Raw genomic sequence first — 17295 nt, 5'->3', positions numbered from 1 at the left:
GTTGACCTCCCAGTCAGAGCCGACCGGGAGCCGTCATGGGCGTACGCAAGGACCTGAAAAGGGCAAAACAGCGCGCCGACCTTGCTTCTCGCGCCAAGGTCGAGGTCGTCAAGGACGAGGACGGGGTCGTGCGCGAGGCCCGCACCCCCGCCCTCGCCCCGCGCCCGGCCACCGGCAGTACCGCCGACCTCCCCTTCGCCAACGCGGCCGAGGCCCCCGACACCGTGGTCCTGCGGCGCAAGCACCACAACGGGTCCTGGCAGCCGGTGACCGCGGCCGCCTTCGCCCGCGAAGTCACCGCCGTGGCCAAGGGGTTGATCGCCGCGGGCCTCGAACCGGGCGGCCGGGTCGCCGTCATGTCCCGTACCCGCTACGAGTGGACGGTCCTGGACTTCGCGATCTGGGCGGCGGGCGGCCAGACCGTCCCGATCTACGCCACGTCCTCGGCCGAACAGGTGGAGTGGATCGTCCGCGACTCGGACGCCCGCTTCGTCGTCGCCGAGACCGCCGAGAACGCCGCCACGGTGACGACGGGCACGGCTCGCCACGAACGGCACCCGCGCATATGGCAGTTGGACGACGAAGCACTCACCGACCTCACCACTCTCGGCCGCCACCTCCCCGACGAGGAGGTCGGCAAACGCCGTGCCGCCCTCACCCCGGAGACGACCGCGACGATCTGCTACACCTCCGGCACCACCGGCAAACCGAAGGGCTGTGTCCTCACCCACGCCAATCTGCACGCCGAGGCCGCCAACACGGTCGAGCTGCTCCACCCGATCTTCAAGGAGGTCACCCGCCAGGTCGCCTCCACTCTCCTCTTCCTCCCGCTCGCCCACATCCTCGGCCGCACCCTCCAGATCGCCTGTCTGACGGCCCGCATCGAGATCGGCCACTGCCCCAGCATCAAGCCCGACGAACTGCGCCCCGCCCTCAAGGAGTTCCGCCCGACCTTCCTGGTCGGTGTCCCCTACCTCTTCGAGAAGATCCACGACACGGGCCGTGCGACCGCCGAGAAGATCGGCCGCGGCGCCTCCTTCGACCGCGCGGACCGCATCGGCGTCCGCTTCGGCCAGGCGTATCTGAACAAGTTCCTGGGGACGGGCAAGGGCCCGAGCCTCGCCCTCTACGCCGCCTGGGCCCTGTACGACCTGCTGGTCTACCGCCGTGTCCGCAAGGAACTCGGCGGCCGTATGCGCTACGCCATCAGCGGCGGCTCCCCGCTCGACCGCAACCTCAATCTGTTCTTCTACGCCGCCGGAATCATCGTCTACGAGGGCTACGGCCTGACGGAGACGAGCGCGGCCGCCACCATCGTCCCGCCCCTGGGGCCCCGCCCGGGCACGGTCGGCGTCCCGGTCCCCGGCACCGCGGTGCGCATCGCCGACGACGGGGAGGTGCTCATCAAGGGCGGCGTCGTCTTCGGCGCGTACTGGAACAACCCGGCCGCCACCGACGCCGTACTGCACGACGAGTGGTTCGCGACCGGCGATCTCGGCTCCCTCGACGAGGACGGCTACCTCACCATCACCGGCCGCAAGAAGGACATCCTCGTCACCTCCGGCGGCAAGAACGTCTCCCCGGCCGTCCTGGAGGACCGGCTGCGCAGCCGCCCGCCGATCGGCCAGTGCATCGTCGTCGGCGACAACCGTCCCTTCGTAGCCGCCCTGATCACCCTCGACCCCGACTCCGTCGCCCACTGGCTGACGGTCCGCAAGCTGCCGGCGGACACGCCGTTGTCGCAGGTCGTCCGGGATCCGCGGATGCGCGCCGACGTCCAGAAGGCCGTGGACTACGCCAACGAGGCCGTCTCCCGCGCCGAGTCGGTCCGTGCCTTCGCCCTGGTCGAGGGTGAGTTCACGGAGGACAACGGATTGCTCACCCCGTCGTTGAAGATCAAGCGGCACGCCGTGACGGCGGCGTACGCGGAGCAGATCGAGGCGCTGTACGGCGGCTGACGGCCCGACCGGGTCACTCATGAGGGTGATCCATGTCAGGCCGCCCGACTCAAGTGGTGCAATTAAGTGATATATGACTATGTGTCATTAATGTGCGGAATTGCGGCAAAGGAGGATGAATGACCCCTCATCGCCGCCGGTCCGCCCACAGGCGGCTGGCGATCATCACCGCAGGAGCGATCGTGTCGGCCGCTCTCGCCTGGGGCCCGGCCTCCCCGGCCGATGCCGCACGGCACCCCGCCTCCCAGCACGCCGTGATGCCCGGCGCACTGGAGCCCACCCCCGCGCCCGCGAACGACGCGCGCGCCTACTCCGAGGCGGACGTGCGACGCGCCGCGTTCGGCGCCTTCCTCGACTCCGAGCCCGAAGGGCTGGTCCGTTTGAGAGAGTTCAGCGGCTGGCTGGGCGGCACCGAACTGCGCGTGGGGCACACCTATCTGCCGGGGGACGTGTGGGAGAACATCGAGGGCGGCTACGGCTTCCTCGACAGCTGGGCCAAGTGGCGACTGGCCAAGCCCGACCGGCTGCTCGTGCTCAACGTCCCGCTGATGGAGCACAACGAGGCGCAGGTCTCCGACATCGCTGTCGCACGGCTGCTGCGGCGCGCCGCGGCCGGCGAGTTCGACGAGCACTTCCGGCTGCTGGCGAAGCGCCTGGTCGACCTGGGTGCGACGGACACGGTCCTGGTGCTCGGCTGGGAGATGAACGGCGTCACGTACACCCACCGCTGCGGCCCCGACCCGGAGGACTGGATCCGCTACTGGCGGCGCATCGTCACCGTCATGCGATCGATCCCCGGCCAGAAGTTCAGGTTCGACTTCGCCCCGAACCGGGGTGCGGATTCGATTCCGTGGCCCAAGTGCTATCCCGGCGACGACTTCGTCGACATCGTCGGCATGGACTCGTACGACCAGCCGCGTGGCATGTCGTTCGACGAGGAGGTGTCGGAGCCCTACGGCCTGCAGTTCCACGTGGACTTCGCGCGGCAGCACCACAAGCCGATCTCGTATCCGGAGTGGGGCCTGTACCGCAACGGCGACAACGTCACGTACATGCTGCGCATGCTCGCCTGGATGGACGAGCACAAGCCGCTGTACAACACGATCACCGACTACTGCCCGCACGGCGTGTGGCTCTGCACCGAAAATCCCCGGGCCGCCGCCACCTACCGTGCGGTGCTGGCCAGCTCCGTCCTGCCGGAGCCGACGCCGTTGCCCGTCGTGCCCGTCCCGCCCGCGCCCGTGGTCCCCGTGCCACCGGAGCCGACACCGGTGCCGTTGCCGACGCCGGTGTCCACGCCCCCGGCACCGGCCGTTCCCGAGCCCCCGGCGCCGACCCCGCCGGTGCCCGCCGTGCCCGCGCCGCCCCTCACCCCGCAGGTCCCGCCCGCCCCCTCGCCCTGAGGCGGTGCTACCAGTGGTCCTTGGAGTCGGGGACCATGCGCCGGACCGACTTGGCCCCGTACCGGGCGGCGGCCGCGCAGAGGGTGGCCGCCAGCAGCGGCGCCGTGCGCCGCCCAGCCAGCAGGAAACGCTGGTTGTAGACCGTCTCGGGGCACCAGCGGTACTTGTGCGGCTCGTCGCCGCGCATCAGGCTCAGCACCCGGCCCTCCTCGGCGGGCGCGACATGCTCGGTGGACGCGTGCAGCAGCATCGTCGCCACGTCCACCTTGCGCTCCCGCAGCCCCGGGTGGAAGCCGTACATGTAGTCGCCCAGCAGCCGCCCCGACAGCAGATGCAGATTGACGGCCACCACCGCGCCCTCCAGGAGGAACTCCGTCACCGCGGCCTGCCCGGAGCGGGCCATCGGGACCACCGACCGCACCAGGTGCTCCAGGAACTGCGGCCGGGTGTGCTCCGGTGTCATCTTCTTGCCCTGCCACTGCAGTCGGTGCAGTTCCAGCAGCCGCCGCAGCGCGGTCTCCGTCTCGTCGTGGCCGACGACCCGCCACTCGACGCCCAGCCGACCGAGCTTGTTCACCTTGTTGCGCACCCGCTGCGCGCGCGTCGGCGGCAGCCGCTTGACCAGCTCGGTCATCGGTACGGCGGGCAGTTCCAGGCACGTCGAGTCGCGCAGCCTGCGGCGCGGACCGCGCCAGCGGCCATAGACCTGCTCCACCGCGCTGCCGGGCCGGACCTCCCGGAAGTCGATCAGCGCGGTGCGGGCCGCCTCGGCCAGGGCGTCGGCCAGCGCACGGCTGCCATGCTCGGCCTCCTTCTCGTCGAGCAGTACGTCGCAGAAGTCGGAGATGGCGCCGCCGATGGGCACCAGCTTCGGCAGTGGATGCCGTACCCGCATCAGCGGGGCGGCGGCCACCAGTTCACCGCCCCGGCGCACCAGGAACAGCCGCAGCCCGTCGGGTGTGCCGTACGAGAGCCACCAGGAGTGCAGCCAGGCGTGGCTCTGGAACGGTGTCGCCGACGGGCAGGCATCGTGCAGCCGTCCCCATTCCCCGGCCAGCGCGGCGAACGTGCGCTCGTCGGTGCACAGTTCCACCGAGAGCGTATGGCCGGACGCGGTCATCCGAGGGTCCCGCGGGCGTCCGCGGCATGGGTCGGGGCGGGCACCGTCGGCTGGCCGGGGCTGTCGTCCTCCGCCTTGCGCCGCGGCCGGGCCAGCAGGGCGAGTCCGCCCAGCAGACCGCCGGCGCAGGCACCCACCAGCGAGGTCAGCTTCCAGGACGCGGACGACGGCTCGGCGGGCCGCATCGCGCGGGCGAGGGGCTCCAGCCGGATGCCGGTGCCGGCCTTGGTGTGGCCCGCCTGCGTGACCAGCGCGCCGGAGACGGCGTTCGCGATGTCCGCGGCCTGGGCGGGGTTCGACGAGGTCGCCGAGACCGAGACCATCGGCGCGTCCGGCGAGGTCGCGACCTGCACACTCCTGCGCAGCGTCGCGGCCGGAACACCCGCCTCGACCTGTGCGTCCCCGAGCACCGCGAGCTGCGGGGCCACCCGGCCGTAGGCCTGCGCGAAGCCGAGCGCGTCGGCGCAGTCGACGTCGGACCGGCCGGCCGCGACGGCCACGACCGAGCTGGTCGCGGTGTACTGCGGCGGCTTCACCAGTCCGTACGTGCCGCCTGCCACGGCACCGAGCAGTGCGCCGGCCGGCAGCAGCCACCACGCGGGCAGCCGCTGCACACGGGCGTGCTCACGGCGCGGCAGGCGGGCACGCTGAACGGGGTTGTCGGTCATGGAGCACTCACTTCCAGGGTCGAGCCGGCCAGGGCGGCCGTGTAGACATCCATCAACTGCCGGGCGCTGCACGCGATGTCGTAGCGGTGCACGGCGTCCGGGACGCATCGCTCGCCCGGCCCCGCCGCCCGCAGCCGCAGCAGCTCCCGTACGTACGCCCCGGTGCCGCCGGTGACGCGCCGGGCGCCGGGTGCCGCGTCCGGCGGCAGGTCCTCGACGGCGGGGCAGCTGGCGTACAGCACGGGCAGCCCGGCCGCCAGCGCCTCCACCACGGCCAGCCCGAAGGCCTCCTGAGTCGACGGCGAGACGAGCACGTCCATCGCCGACAGCAGATCGACCAGGCCGGGCGCGTCGTCGCGGGGGCTGGGCAGATACGGCCGCTCGCCCGTCAGCACCACCCGGTCCGCGACCCCCAGCGCCCGCGCGGTGCGCCGCAGCACCGTCTCCTCGGGGCCGCCGCCCACCAGCAGCAGCCGTGCGTCACCGGGCAGCCGGGACAGCGCGCGCAGCAGCAGGTCGAAGCGTTTGCCCGGGGCGAGGCGGCCCACCCCGCCGACGACATAGGCGTCCTCGGGCAGCCCGAAGTGCATCCGGGCCTCCTTGCGGGCCACCTCGTCGAAGCGGAACCGGGGCGCGTCGATGCCGTTCGGGATGACGCGGATGCGTGCCCCGGGCACGCCCCAGTGGCGCAGCCGCTCGGCCACCGTCGGGGAGACGGCGACCGTGGCGCGGCCCAGGCGCTCGCCGGTCAGATACAGCCCGCGGACGCCCGCGGTCAGCGGCCGGCCCTCCAGCGCGGTGTCGCCGATCGAGTGCTCGGTGGCCACCACCGCCCGGACTCCCGCGAGCCGCGCGGCGATCCGGCCGTAGAGACAGGCCCGGTACAGATGGGTGTGGACGAGGTCGTAGCCGCCGCCGCGGATCAGCCGGGTCAGCCGGGGCAGCGCGCCGAGGTCGCGGTTGCCGCCCATGCCGAGGTGGATGACGCGGACGCCGTCGGCGGCCAGGCCCTCGGCGACCGGGCCCGGGTTGGTCAGGGTCACCACGTCGCACTGCACGGGAAGGTGCCGCAGCAACAGCCGCAACTGCTGCTCCGCTCCGCCGACGCCGAGGCCGGTGATGACATGCAGGGCCCTCACACGGCCTCCACGGAGCGGCCGAAGAACCGGGCCAGGCGCCGCTTCAGCTCCAGCCGTACGACGGTGTCGATCTCCCCGACATGGATGCGGGGCAGCGCGAAGTCGCCGCAGCCGTCCGGGCCGGGGGTGATCGCGCAGGCGTAGCGGTAACCGGCCAGGCGCACGGCGGCGGCGACGCGCTCGTCGAGATACCCGTACGGGTAGCAGAAGCCCTCCACCTCGGCGCCGATGATCCCGGCGAGCAGATGGCGGCTGTCGCCGACCTCGGAGTGCAGCACCTCGTCCGTGGCCTTGGTCAGGTCCAGGTGGGTCAGACCGTGCGAGGCGACCTCCATGCCCGCGGCGACCGCACGGTGGATGCCGTCCACGTCGAGCAGCGGCTTGCGGGGGCCGAGCGGCTCCCAGGCGTTCTCGCCGCCGATCCGCCCGGGCAGCACGAACACGGTCGCCGTGAAACCCCAGCGGCGCAGCACGGGCAGCGCGTCGCCGGTGAAGTCGGCGTATCCGTCGTCGAAGGTGAGCCCCACCAGGCCGCGCTCGGTGCCGCGGGCGCGCGCCGCGAGCAGTTCGCGCATGCTCACCCCGCGCAGGCCGCGGCTCGACATCCAGGCGAACTGGCGGTCGAGACGGGCCGGGGTGACGGTGACGTTGTACGGGTCGTCCGGGCAGTCCGAGACGGAGTGGTACATGGCCACCCAGACGGCGGGACCCCGCTTGGACCGTCTTCTCGCGGACGATCTGGGATCCGGTTCGGCCTTGCGCGGTGCAGCGGAGACGTCAGCGACCATGACCCAGCTTTCGTGTGACGGAATGACGGAGTGACTGCGCGAGGGGAAGCAGAAGTGACCGGGCGTCCGCCGCGTCGAGGACCCAGGCCAGCAGCAGGAAGACGACGGTCACGCAGATGCAGCAGGCGGCGACGGCCGCCGCGGGTGAGGTGAACACCCCGGCGACCAGCAGCCCGGCCCCGGTGGCGCACGCGGCCGCGCACACCGGCCGGACGAGTTCGGCGACGACCCGGCGCACCCGCACCGGCACATTGCGCGGACCCAGGCCGTGCAGCATGAGCAGCGCGGTGAGGGTGATGCCGGTCGCGTTGGCCGCGGCGATGCCGCAGGCGCCCCAGGGCCGTACGGCCCAGGCGCCGATGACGACGGTGGCGAGCGCGCCCACGCCCATCGCGCCCAGCGGGAACCAGGTGGTGCGGCCGGCCGCGAAGTACGACCGCACGAGCGCCCCGACCAGCGTCTGCCCGAGCAGCCCGGCCGCGTACACCCGCATCACGGCCGCGGTCGCGTCGGTGTCCTGCTTGGTGAACGCCCCGCGCTGGAAGAGGAGTTGGACGATCTGCGGCGCACAGGCCACGACCACCGCGGCACCGAGCAGGACGAGACAGGCCATCAGCAGCACATCCCGCTCGACCCGGTCCCGGGCCCGCCGCGTGTCGCCCTCGGCGATGGCCTGTGCCACCACCGGGAAGGTGACGATGCACACCATCATGGACAGCGACATCGGCAACTGGGCGACCTTCTGGGCGTAGTTGAGGTGCGAGATGGCGCCGGCGGGCAGCGCGGACGCGAAATGCCGCTCGATGAGGACCTGCGACTGCCGGCACAACGCGAACAGCAGAACGGCACAGACCAGGCCCGGCGCGAGCGGCCGCCCGCCGTCGTCCTCGTACCCGCAGTCGTTGCGGCCGGGCCGCCCCGCGAGCCGCCGCACCAGCGACGGAGTCTGTACGGCGACCATCAGGCACCCGCCGAGCGCGACCCCGAGGGCGGCGGACCGCACGCCCCAGTGCACACCGAGGACGACCATGGTCGAGATGATCGCGACGTTGTACGCGATGTAGATCGCACCGGGTGCGAGATACGAACGGTGGGCGCGCAGCGCGGCACTGCAGTACCCGGCGAGCCCGAAGCTCAGCACGCAGGTCGCGGTCAGCCGCGTGCACGCAATCGCGAGCGACGGGTCGGGCAGGCCGGGCGCGAGGGCGTCCACCAGCAGTGGCGCCCCGGCCACGAGCGCGGCGGCCGTGGCGGCGAAGGCGAGGCACAGCCGCGGCAGCGAGGCGGCGACCAGGGCGCGCACCGGGTCGGGGGTGCTGTTCCCGAGTGCCCGCCGGGCCAGCGCCACGCTGAACGCGGGCACCAGCACGAACGCCATGCCCTCCTCGATCAGCAGGGTCGCCGCGAGTTCGGGCACCGTCCAGGCCACCAGGAACGCGTCGGTCTCCGCGCCGGCACCGAAGAGATGCGCGAGCGCCTGGTCCCGTGCCAGGCCGAGGACCGCCCCGGCCATGGACAGGGCGGCGGACAGGAGCGTCGCCCGGGCCAGGAAGCGGGCCGAGGGGGTGTCCGTCTGCCGGGCGGCGGGCGCGCCGGCGAGTCCGTCGGCCGGGAGCGCGCCGTCCAGGCCGGTCGCGTCGGAAGTGCCCGTGGTGGGCGCCGGTCCGGGGTTCATCGCGGGCCCGATTCGGCGGTGGGGCCCTGAAGAGGCGCGGGGCTGTGCGGCCGACGGCATTCCGCTGCCCCGCGGCGGAGCCGCAACTCCGCACAACCAGTGGAGCCCCCCGCAAGCGACCACCAGGCGGCGACGCCGAAGCAGACCGCCGTCAGGGTGGTGGAGGGGCCGCCGATGTCGGCGTACAGGAAGTCCACCAGCTGCCACAGCAGCAGCCCGCAGGCCGCGAGCGCGCAGTCCCGGGACGCTCCCGCCCGGCGCAGTCGGCGCAGCGCGGCCACCAGCAGGGCGAGCCAGCTGCCTGCGACCGTGAGCAGACCCAGCAGGCCCTGCTCGCTCAGGAGCAGCATGTACATGTTGTGCGGGGAGAGCAGGGGCTGGCGCCGGAAGGCCTGGCCCGCGCCCTCCGTGTCGCTGCCCGAGGACAGCGCGAGCGAGGCGTGCGAGTCGCGGTATGCGGGAAAGGCCTTCAGGCCCACGCCCGTCAGCGGGTGCTCGCGCCACATGCCGACGGAGGCCGCCCACATGGTGTACCGGTCGACGACCGACTGGTCCGGTGCGCCGGCGACCCGGCCGATGCTGTCCAGCCGCTCCTGCAGCACCGAGCCGCCCACCCCGAACCCGCCCACCAGCACCACCGCCGCCGCGGCCGCGGCAGCGAACACCTCCACCGCCCGCCGTACCCCGGCCAGCAGCAGCTGTGCCCCGCAGGTCACGGCGGTGGCGATCCAGGCGCCCCGGCTGAAGGACAGCGCGAGCGGCACGAGCAGCGCCAGCGCGCATCCCGCCGCCAGCACCCGCTGTCGCCGCGGACCCGTCCCGAGCGCGAGACCGGTCAGCGCCACCACTCCCGACGCGACGACGGCCGCCATCCCCATCACGTCGGACGGCCCGAAGGTCCCCACCGCCCGGATGTCGGCACCCTGGTACGAGGCCCCGGTCCCGGTGAGGTACTGGTGCACCCCGACCGCCCCCTGCCACAGCGCGAGACCGGCCAGCGCCCACAGCACGAGCCGTGCGTCGCGCCGGTCGCGCACCAGCAGCACCATCGCGAGCGGCACCAGCACGAACACCTGGAGGTAGCGGCCCAGTCCGGTGACCGCGTCGCCGGGCGTCACCGCCCCGGTCGCGGACACCGCGATGCCCACCACGGGCAGCCCGAGCACGACCGCCGCCGTCCGCGTCAGCGGGCGCCGCGCCCGCCGTACGGTGCACACGGTGGCCCACAGCACGACGAGCCCGCAGGCCGCGTCGGCGGGCGTGGCGCCGCTGCCCGCCTCGGCCGGCAACCCCAGCAGGGCGATCACCGCCAGGACGGGCAGCACGGAAGCGGCCCGGCGCAGCGCCACAAGCGGCGGCACGAGCGGTACGGAGGCCGCCGAGGTAGTGCTCACCCGCGCTCAGCTCCCCGTCGGCCGCACGAACAGGACCGCCGTACGCGCCAGGATGCAGATGTCCTGCCACAGCGACCAGTTGTCGATGTAGGCGTTGTCGAAGCGGCAGCGGTCCTCGATGGAGGTGTCACCGCGCAGCCCGTGGATCTGGGCGAGCCCGGTGATCCCGGTCGGCATCCGGTGCCGCTCCCGGTAACCCGGGTAGGTCTGGCTGAACTTGGCCACGAAATACGGTCGTTCGGGCCGCGGACCGACCAGGCTCATGTCTCCGCGGCAGACGTTCCACAACTGCGGCAGCTCATCCAGCGAGGTGCGGCGCAGGAACCGGCAGAAGCGGCTCATCTCGTGCTCGTTCGCCACGCTCCAGCGGGTCGCCGCCTCGTGCGCGCTGGCCGGCCGGTGGGTGCGGAACTTCAGCAGGGTGAACGGCCGCCCGTCCTTGCCGATACGCTCCTGCCGGAACAGCACACCGGGGCCGTCCATGAGCCGCAGCACCGCCGCGCACACCAGCAGCACCGGGCAGGCGAGCAGCAGCAGCGAGCCCGACAGCACCGCGTCGAGCACCCGCTTGCCCACGCCGACCCGCCGCCGTCCGCGCCCCGGGCACAGCAGCCTGCGCGGGAAACCCGCCAGATGCCCGCCCGCTTCGCGGCGCCCACCGAGGCCGTACGCGGGCGCGTCCGCGTCCAGCTCCCACACCACGCAGCCGTATGCGGCGAGATCCCGCAGCAGGGCGGTCTTCTCCACCCGGGTGGCGGCGCCCACGACGAGCACCGTCTCCACACCGTTCTGGATGACCGCCCGGCGCGCCGCCTGATCGGTGGTCAGCAGTGGCAGCTCGTGGCCTTCACCGGAGCGGGCGACGAGGTCGAGGCCGTTGCCGACCACCCCCACCGGCCGCACTCCGCAGCCAGGCTGGCGCAGCAGCGCGGCCGCCACCTTCCGGGCCACCGCGACCGGACCGACCACCAGCGCGGGATCGGGCAGGCGCCGCCGCGCCCGCCGCCCGTGCACCGCAGCACGGCCCGCGCAGGCCGCCGCACACTGCACCGCGAATGCGCCGGCCAGTACGGTCGGCGGGAGCGGCCGCAGCGGTGAGAGCGCCCCGACAGCCCCCCAGCCGACGGCGATCCGTCCGCAGACGGCGGGAAGTTCGTCGAGCACACCGCGCACCTGGGAGCTGTCGTACAGGCGGGCCCGCCGGTTCAGCCCGATCACCCCCAGCACCAGCAGGGCGACGACCAGCGGAGACCTCGGGGCCCCGGGCACGACCAGGACCCCCAGCAGGGCGGCGCCGCCGTCGACGAGCGGCAGGGCCCCCCAAAAGGCCCGCCGCGGCCGGCTCTCTCTGCGTCCGGCGGGCAGTCGACGTCCGGCTGCGGGGCCGCGCGGGGCGAGGACGGAGACAGCGTGCTCTGCCGCCCGCGGCTGCTGCCCCGTACGAGGGGGAACGGTACTTTCCGCAGTCATCTGGTGATGCACTTCCTGCTCTAGTTGGGTACGGCGACCGGCGCGACAACGACGCCGAGCAGTTCGCCGAGCAATTCGCGGTACACGTCGGTCACGGCGTCCGCCGTCTGCCGCAGGTCGTGGGCGGCGAGCACATGCCGGCGGCCCTGCACGCCCAGCGCCGCGCGCAGCGGCTCGTCCCTGAGCAACGCCGTCAGCGCCCGCGCCAGCGCTCCGGGCTCCTCGGGCGGCACCAGGCAGTACGGCAGTTGCTCGGGCGGCAGGCTCTCGCGCGCCCCGTCCACGTCCGTGACCACGACCGGCCGGGCGCACGCCATCGCCTCCAGCGGGGCGAGCGCCATGCCCTCCCAGCGGGACGGCAGGACCACGACGTCGGCGGCCCGGTACCAGGGGGCCGCGTCGGGCGCGGCACCGGCGAACACCGCCGAAGCAGGCGCGCAGGAGCGCAGCCGGTCCGCGTCCGGGCCCTCGCCGACCAGCACCAGTCGGGCCCCGGCCACCTGCCGTTCCACCTCGGGCCACGCCTGCAGCAGCACGTCCTGCCCCTTCTGGCGGCACAGCCGGCCCACGCACACGACGAGCGGCCCCGGCCCGGACCGGGAGACGTCCCCCTCCGGCCGGAACCTGAGCGTGTCGACACCGTTGGGGACCACCCGCCACGGGGCGCTGATCCCGCACCGCTCCCCGGTCCGCCGCTCCGCCTCGCTGACGCACACGATGCGCGTCGCCCACCGCGCCCCCGACCGCTCCCAGCCCAGCGCCAGCCGCGCGACGACTCCCTCGGCGGCCTCGAACGACCAGGCGTGCGGCTGGAAGACGGTCGGGAGACTGCCGCGTACGGCCAGCCGGGCCGCCAGTCCCGCCTTCGCGCTGTGCGCATGCACCAGATGCGGCCGCACCTCGCGCAGGATCCGCGCCAACCGCCGTACCTCGCCCGGAAGTCGGTGCCCCGGCGAGCGGGTCGCGTCCCAGCGCAGCACCGTGCAGCCCGGTGCGCGCAGAGCGTCCGTCAGCGTGCCACCCTCCGGACAGGCCACGGTCACCCGCAGCCCGGCGGCGAGCTGAGCCGCCACCAGGTCCGCCACGACCCGCGCGACACCGCCCTCGACGGGCTGCGTGACATGCAGGATGTGCGGCACGCGTGGGGAAAAACGCATGGGAGAGGATGCCCTTCCGAACAAAAGAGTCCGAGCCGGGGCCAGGACGTGCGGCTCGTGCTTCTTGATATAAAAACCCGCACCCGTTCGAGAGCGTGAGCTTCGTTGTTCAACCGGCATCGCTGAAATCACGAGGTGAGCCACTCTAGCCGCTCACCCGTATTTATCTGGGGACCGGTCATCTGTGTCGGAATGGTGGCGTTTCAATGAGCTATTTGTCGCCCCGGATCACCCGTTTGGAGCTACGGCAACGGCAACAGGGTTTCCCGGAAGCCGAACTCTCGTTAGGCCGCTCGAAGACGACTCACGAAAGAAAGGCACACGATGAAGACTCTGAAGGCTGCCGCCGTCGTAGCCGGTTCCCTCGCCCTTGCCGGGGTGGCCGTGCCCGCCGGCGCGGCGGACATGCCGGCCGGGGGACTCGTGGACAGCGGGAAGACGGTCGCGAGTGGTGTCCCCACGGCAGCCAAGGTGTCGACGGGTTTCGTGGGCGACAACGTCGGTCAGGTGGCGCAGAGCGTGAAGGACAGCGTGAAGGGCAGCATGAAGGACGCGGGCATGAAGGGTCCCGTCGTCGGCGGAGCCCTGCCGAACCCGGCCCTGCCGGCGGCCCCTGCCGGCGGCAAGCTGCTGGGCGGGCTTCCGATCGGCAAGTAGCCGGCGGATCCACGATTCGGGTCGGCTCCGCATTCCTCGGAGTCGACCCTTCGGCATATGCGTCCGCACTTCGCGCGCTGGGCCGAACGATGGATTCGGAGTGACCGCAGGCGGCAGAACGCCGTTGTCCATATTGGAATGACCCGCTGGAGCGCCTTTCCCTCCTTGTTGGCGCGCTCCTTGGTGGCCACCTCCTGATCGTGGGGCCTGTCTGCTGCAGATGCGGACAGGCCCCACGGGCGTGTATTAGGCCCGGAAAAGAAGCTCAAAAAAGAAGAGCTCAAAAAAGATGAGGGGGGAAGCGAGGCATGGAAAAGCCGATGGCGGCCCGCCGGAGTTCCGGCGGACCGCCATCGAGTGAAGTGCGGCTCAGAAGAGGATGCCGCCCGTGTACGGGGCGTTCTGCGACTGGTCGACGGCCGCCGTGTTGCACGCGGCGTAGTGCGAGTTCGGGGCCACCACGCCGCCGAGCACGGCACCGTTGGACCACGGCGCGATGCAGCGCCCGTCGATCAGCGAGCCGTTGACGACGGCGATGCCCTGCTGAGGGGCGTTCACGACGATCGGGGACTCCGAAAAGCCGCTGCCGCCGGTGACGGTGGTGTTGGAGTCGTTGGCCGAGGCGGCGCCGCCGGCCGCGAGCACGAGGCCCGCGGCGAGGGCGGTAATGGCCGTAACCTTGTTACGCATGGGATGCGCCTTTCGGTGGGGCGATGGGGGTTTCCGTGCTTCGATTTGCTCGGAGCAGGTCAGAGGATCAGGCCGCCCGTGTAAGGGGCGTTCTGCGACTGATCGATCTTCGCCGTGTTGCATGCGGCGTAGTGCGAGTTCGGGGCCGCGACGCCGCCGAGTACGGCACCGTTGGACCACGGCGCGACGCAACGGAGGTCGGCGACCGAGCCGTTGACGACGGCAACCCCCTGCTGGGGGGAGTTGACGACGACCGGGGACGACGAGAAGCCGGTGCCGCCCTTGACGTCGGTGCAGTCCTCGGCCGCGGCGGTGCCGGCCGCCGCGAGGACGAGGCCCGCGGCGAGGGCGGAAATGGCCGAAACCTTGTTACGCATGGGATGCGCCTTTCCGGGCTGTTTTGGGTGATGCGCTTGCTCCGATTTGCTCGGAGCAGGTCAGAAGATCAGGCCGCCCGAGTAGGGGGCGTTCTGCGACTGGTCGACGGCCGCCGTGTTGCACGCGGCGTAGTGCGAATTCGGGGCCACGACGCCGCCGAGGACGGATCCGTTGGACCACGGGGCGATGCAACGGCCGTCAACGAGCGTCCCGTTGACCACCAGAACGCCCTGCTGAGGGGCGTTCACGACGACCGGCGACTCCGCAAAGCCGCTGCCGCCCTTGACGGTGGTGTTGCTGTCGTTGGCCGAGGCGAGACCGACGCTGCTGACCATAGCGCCGAGGGTGAGGGCAGTGATGACCGCGAACTTCCTGGGCAACTTAGTTCCTTCCTCAATTCACGGTTGCGCACGCTTGCATACCAGGAAACCTTGATATGCGCGTATAAGTCACGGGACGGGCGCCCAAACAAGGTTTATTCCGTCGGATGGCGCAATGCCGCAGGTTCCTGGGGGTCGGACCGGATTGGATCCGGAATCCGGGTGGCGTAAATGAACGACAATCCGAAGAGGGGACGGGCGCCGACATGTGTCCGGCCCACCGGAGGGGAGAGGGCCGGTGGGCCGGACAAATGCTTCGCATGAGGGCTTTCGCCGGTACGGCCGGCTCCTACGGTTTCCGTCTTGTCACTTGCTGAGCAGGCTCCCGAGACCCGTCGAGGTCGGGGCCTGCAGCGGGTGGACCTGAACGACGCCGTTTCCGGCCGGGTTCCGCACCGGAATCGTGGGCTTCTTGGAAGCGTTGGGGTCCATGCCGTCGAGGTAGACCCCCGAGACGCCCGGCGTCTTCTGCTTGTCGAAGGCGCTACCGTTGGCGAGTTTGCCGTTGCGGGCCAGTCGCGAGACGACGTCGGCCGCGGGCACCACCGCCGGAGTCACCTTGGTCGGGGACATGAGACCGAGCAGGCCGCCCGACGCGGCCGGCGCGGCCGGCGGGGTGGCGGCCGACGCAGCGACGGCGGACCCACCCACGAGGCCCGCGCCGATGGCCAACGCCGCAGTGGTGAAAATTGCCTTCTTCATGATTCACCTCGGTTGAAAGTTACCTCTGATCCGACGGCTGGAGAACATAGCAGTCCATGACCTCCGTAAAAGCGGTGCGTTACTCCATACGCATGAAAGTCGGAGGGGTGAACAATGCTTTGCTTACGGTGTCGTCAAAGGGATTCACATGGTCGGTGAATCAATTGATCGTATGGTGGGTGCGGTTTCGACCGGATGGGTAGTGTGAAAGAGGAATTCCAGCGGTGCGGCCGCTTCTTCGGCCGGTGCGGCCGCTTCGCGGCCCTACCCTCACCGCCATGACCGCCGACAGTGCCCAGCCCATGCCGACCGCGTCCCCTGCCATCGCCACCGGCAGGTCGCTCACCTGGTCGGAGGAGTTCGACGCCCCCATCGCCTGGGGGACCAAATGGGTCGGCGACAGAACCAGCGCCTACCGCTACGGCAACCACAATCCGGACGACAACAAGCTGGACTGGCTCAGCCCCGGTTGTGTGACCGTCTCCGAAGGCGTGGCCACCTTCACCGCCTCCCCGGCCGGCCACACCCTCGAGAACGGCCGGCAGGCCTGGCACACCGGCCTGCTCACCACCGAGTACTCCGCCGAAGGCTTCCAGGTGCGCACCGGTGACTACGCCGAGACCCGGGTCAAACTCCCCTCCGGGACCGGCGCCTGGCCGGCGCTGTGGACCTGGAAGGACGGCGGCAACGAGATCGACACCTTCGAGTACCACCCCGACAACCCGCACCTGCTGGAGCTGTCCAACCACGTCAACCACGGCTGCACCTATCACACGGATGCCGACACGATCGCCCCGGACGAGTGGGTGACCGTCGGCAGCTGTTACGGCGAGCACTCCGTCGACTGGTACGTCAACGGCGAACGGGTCTTCCGCGACCGCACCGGAGTGGGTGCCGACTGGTCGGCGTATCTGATCCTCAACCTGTCGCTGAGCGCCGGCCGGTACCACCCGGCCCCCTCCGGTCCGGGCCCCCTCACCTTCGCCGTCGCCCACCTTCGCGTCTACCGCTGAGTGTTCTCGAAAGGAGCCCCCATGCGTGCACTGCCCGCACGGCGTATCGCGTCCGTCGCTCTTTGCGCCGCCCTCCTGGTCGGCATCGCCGCCCCGGCCGCCGCCGCGGCCGGCTCCGTCCGGGAACGCGCCCGCACGTCGTCCCTCGGACCCGTCCCCGGGGCGGACGAACTGATCCCGCAGATCAAGAAGCTCGGCGACATCGGCGGTGTGCTCACCCCGGTCGCCAGACTGCTCAACGCCGTACTGAAGGCCGACGGCGGCCAGCTGTCCGTCGTCGAGGCGCAGAAGCTCGGCGACGCCGTGAAGGACGCCATCGCCAAGGCCACCCCGCTGAGGACCAAGGCGGTCAAGGGTGACGCGCTGACCGCTCTGAAGAAGGCGGTCGACGCCCTGATCGTGGCGGTCACCTCCGGCGACGCCGAAAAGGTCCCCCCGGCCGTCAGCGGCATGGTGACCGCCCTGGGCAAGGTCCTCGCCGCGGCGGCAACGGTCGGGTGAACCTCGCCCGGTCCGCGGCGGCGCCGCTCCAGGGCAGCACGACGGGGGTGCCGAGGGCGGTCCGCAGGCGACGTCCGTCGCGCAGGTCCTCCTGCCGGCCCTCACCCCCCCCGCTGAGCGCTTCGTCGGCCTGCCGAGCCTGACCCGTTTGTGGGATTTATGGACGAGCTGACGTACCGGCTCCACCGACGTTCCATGTGGG

17 protein-coding genes are annotated in these 17295 nt (G+C 71.8%); 5 read left to right on the top strand and 12 right to left on the bottom strand.

The window, feature by feature from the left end; genetic code table 11:
• The first annotated feature begins 35 nt into the window (after positions 1 to 35).
• Both AB0N07_RS02435 and AB0N07_RS02430 read left to right on the top strand, forming a co-directional pair.
• Complete coding sequence (locus tag AB0N07_RS02435; RefSeq protein ID WP_365831249.1) at positions 36 to 1958, top strand: AMP-binding protein; 1923 nt, start codon at positions 36 to 38, stop codon at positions 1956 to 1958.
• 119 nt (positions 1959 to 2077) lie between these two features.
• Positions 2078 to 3361, top strand: coding sequence for a glycosyl hydrolase (locus tag AB0N07_RS02430; protein WP_365831247.1), 1284 nt, complete (start codon positions 2078 to 2080; stop codon positions 3359 to 3361).
• A gap of 7 nt (positions 3362 to 3368) precedes the next feature.
• On the opposite strand, the gene AB0N07_RS02425 is transcribed toward AB0N07_RS02430, so the two are convergent.
• The 8 genes from AB0N07_RS02425 to AB0N07_RS02390 form a co-directional block, all read right to left on the bottom strand.
• On the bottom strand, positions 3369 to 4481 hold the full coding sequence (locus tag AB0N07_RS02425) for a GNAT family N-acetyltransferase (protein ID WP_365831245.1): 1113 nt from the start codon (positions 4479 to 4481) through the stop codon (positions 3369 to 3371).
• Entirely contained in the window at positions 4478 to 5149 is a 672-nt protein-coding gene (locus AB0N07_RS02420; protein WP_365831243.1) for a lipopolysaccharide biosynthesis protein, read from the bottom strand. The genes AB0N07_RS02425 and AB0N07_RS02420 overlap by 4 nt, the downstream gene beginning before the upstream one ends.
• The gene (locus AB0N07_RS02415) at positions 5146 to 6288 is read right to left on the bottom strand and encodes a glycosyltransferase (RefSeq protein WP_365831241.1); all 1143 of its coding nucleotides are present in this window, start codon (positions 6286 to 6288) and stop codon (positions 5146 to 5148) included. Before AB0N07_RS02415 ends, AB0N07_RS02420 begins: the two co-directional genes overlap by 4 nt.
• On the bottom strand, positions 6285 to 6977 hold the full coding sequence (locus tag AB0N07_RS02410) for a polysaccharide deacetylase family protein (RefSeq protein WP_365831239.1): 693 nt from the start codon (positions 6975 to 6977) through the stop codon (positions 6285 to 6287). The genes AB0N07_RS02415 and AB0N07_RS02410 overlap by 4 nt, the downstream gene beginning before the upstream one ends.
• An 88-nt stretch (positions 6978 to 7065) precedes the next feature.
• Complete coding sequence (locus AB0N07_RS02405) at positions 7066 to 8751, bottom strand: lipid II flippase MurJ (protein ID WP_365831237.1); 1686 nt, start codon at positions 8749 to 8751, stop codon at positions 7066 to 7068.
• Positions 8748 to 10112 carry an O-antigen ligase family protein gene (locus AB0N07_RS02400; protein ID WP_365831503.1) on the bottom strand — a complete coding sequence of 455 codons (1365 nt, stop codon included), beginning with the start codon at positions 10110 to 10112 and terminating at the stop codon, positions 8748 to 8750. The genes AB0N07_RS02405 and AB0N07_RS02400 overlap by 4 nt, the downstream gene beginning before the upstream one ends.
• 39 nt (positions 10113 to 10151) lie before the next feature.
• Positions 10152 to 11615, bottom strand: coding sequence for an exopolysaccharide biosynthesis polyprenyl glycosylphosphotransferase (locus AB0N07_RS02395; protein WP_365831235.1), 1464 nt, complete (start codon positions 11613 to 11615; stop codon positions 10152 to 10154).
• Positions 11616 to 11635: 20 nt separating this feature from the next.
• The gene (locus tag AB0N07_RS02390; protein ID WP_365831233.1) at positions 11636 to 12772 is read right to left on the bottom strand and encodes a glycosyltransferase; all 1137 of its coding nucleotides are present in this window, start codon (positions 12770 to 12772) and stop codon (positions 11636 to 11638) included.
• A gap of 324 nt (positions 12773 to 13096) precedes the next feature.
• Here AB0N07_RS02390 and AB0N07_RS02385 point away from each other — a divergent pair, with 324 nt between their 5' ends.
• The gene (locus AB0N07_RS02385; protein ID WP_365831231.1) at positions 13097 to 13429 is read left to right on the top strand and encodes a hypothetical protein; all 333 of its coding nucleotides are present in this window, start codon (positions 13097 to 13099) and stop codon (positions 13427 to 13429) included.
• 369 nt (positions 13430 to 13798) lie between these two features.
• Here the strand turns inward: AB0N07_RS02385 and AB0N07_RS02380 are convergent, their stop codons facing one another.
• The 4 genes from AB0N07_RS02380 to AB0N07_RS02365 form a co-directional block, all read right to left on the bottom strand.
• Positions 13799 to 14119: a hypothetical protein gene (locus AB0N07_RS02380; protein ID WP_365831229.1), complete on the bottom strand. Its 321-nt coding sequence runs from the start codon at positions 14117 to 14119 to the stop codon at positions 13799 to 13801.
• Positions 14120 to 14178: 59 nt separating this feature from the next.
• Positions 14179 to 14496: a hypothetical protein gene (locus tag AB0N07_RS02375; RefSeq protein ID WP_365831227.1), complete on the bottom strand. Its 318-nt coding sequence runs from the start codon at positions 14494 to 14496 to the stop codon at positions 14179 to 14181.
• Positions 14497 to 14556: 60 nt separating this feature from the next.
• Positions 14557 to 14877 (bottom strand): hypothetical protein, encoded by a 321-nt coding sequence (locus AB0N07_RS02370; RefSeq protein ID WP_365831225.1) that lies wholly within the window; start codon positions 14875 to 14877, stop codon positions 14557 to 14559.
• A 306-nt stretch (positions 14878 to 15183) separates the two neighbouring features.
• A complete protein-coding gene (locus AB0N07_RS02365; protein WP_365831223.1) occupies positions 15184 to 15579 on the bottom strand; it encodes a hypothetical protein in 396 nt (131 codons plus the stop codon).
• Positions 15580 to 15857: 278 nt separating this feature from the next.
• On the opposite strand from AB0N07_RS02365, the gene AB0N07_RS02360 reads away from it, so the two are divergent.
• Both AB0N07_RS02360 and AB0N07_RS02355 read left to right on the top strand, forming a co-directional pair.
• Positions 15858 to 16592 carry a beta-glucanase gene (locus AB0N07_RS02360; RefSeq protein ID WP_365831221.1) on the top strand — a complete coding sequence of 245 codons (735 nt, stop codon included), beginning with the start codon at positions 15858 to 15860 and terminating at the stop codon, positions 16590 to 16592.
• A 21-nt stretch (positions 16593 to 16613) separates the two neighbouring features.
• Positions 16614 to 17093, top strand: coding sequence for a hypothetical protein (locus AB0N07_RS02355; protein WP_365831219.1), 480 nt, complete (start codon positions 16614 to 16616; stop codon positions 17091 to 17093).
• Positions 17094 to 17295: the final 202 nt, after the last annotated feature.

The organism is Streptomyces sp. NPDC051172 (assembly GCF_040682555.1).
Lineage (GTDB): Bacteria > Actinomycetota > Actinomycetes > Streptomycetales > Streptomycetaceae > Streptomyces.
This window is presented reverse-complemented; position numbering and strand designations above follow the sequence as displayed.

Bases quoted from the DNA above. Each gene is read 5' to 3' on its own strand.
- AB0N07_RS02405 (WP_365831237.1), bottom strand. From the start codon at position 8,751: ATGAACCCCGGACCGGCGCCCACCACGGGCACTTCCGACGCGACCGGC.
- AB0N07_RS02385 (WP_365831231.1), top strand. From the start codon at position 13,097: ATGAAGACTCTGAAGGCTGCCGCCGTCGTAGCCGGTTCCCTCGCCCTT.
- AB0N07_RS02395 (WP_365831235.1), bottom strand. From the start codon at position 11,615: ATGACTGCGGAAAGTACCGTTCCCCCTCGTACGGGGCAGCAGCCGCGG.
- AB0N07_RS02390 (WP_365831233.1), bottom strand. From the start codon at position 12,772: ATGCGTTTTTCCCCACGCGTGCCGCACATCCTGCATGTCACGCAGCCC.
- AB0N07_RS02365 (WP_365831223.1), bottom strand. From the start codon at position 15,579: ATGAAGAAGGCAATTTTCACCACTGCGGCGTTGGCCATCGGCGCGGGC.
- AB0N07_RS02360 (WP_365831221.1), top strand. From the start codon at position 15,858: ATGACCGCCGACAGTGCCCAGCCCATGCCGACCGCGTCCCCTGCCATC.
- AB0N07_RS02425 (WP_365831245.1), bottom strand. From the start codon at position 4,481: ATGACCGCGTCCGGCCATACGCTCTCGGTGGAACTGTGCACCGACGAG.
- AB0N07_RS02435 (WP_365831249.1), top strand. From the start codon at position 36: ATGGGCGTACGCAAGGACCTGAAAAGGGCAAAACAGCGCGCCGACCTT.
- AB0N07_RS02410 (WP_365831239.1), bottom strand. From the start codon at position 6,977: ATGTACCACTCCGTCTCGGACTGCCCGGACGACCCGTACAACGTCACC.
- AB0N07_RS02420 (WP_365831243.1), bottom strand. From the start codon at position 5,149: ATGACCGACAACCCCGTTCAGCGTGCCCGCCTGCCGCGCCGTGAGCAC.
- AB0N07_RS02355 (WP_365831219.1), top strand. From the start codon at position 16,614: ATGCGTGCACTGCCCGCACGGCGTATCGCGTCCGTCGCTCTTTGCGCC.
- AB0N07_RS02430 (WP_365831247.1), top strand. From the start codon at position 2,078: ATGACCCCTCATCGCCGCCGGTCCGCCCACAGGCGGCTGGCGATCATC.
- AB0N07_RS02380 (WP_365831229.1), bottom strand. From the start codon at position 14,119: ATGCGTAACAAGGTTACGGCCATTACCGCCCTCGCCGCGGGCCTCGTG.
- AB0N07_RS02375 (WP_365831227.1), bottom strand. From the start codon at position 14,496: ATGCGTAACAAGGTTTCGGCCATTTCCGCCCTCGCCGCGGGCCTCGTC.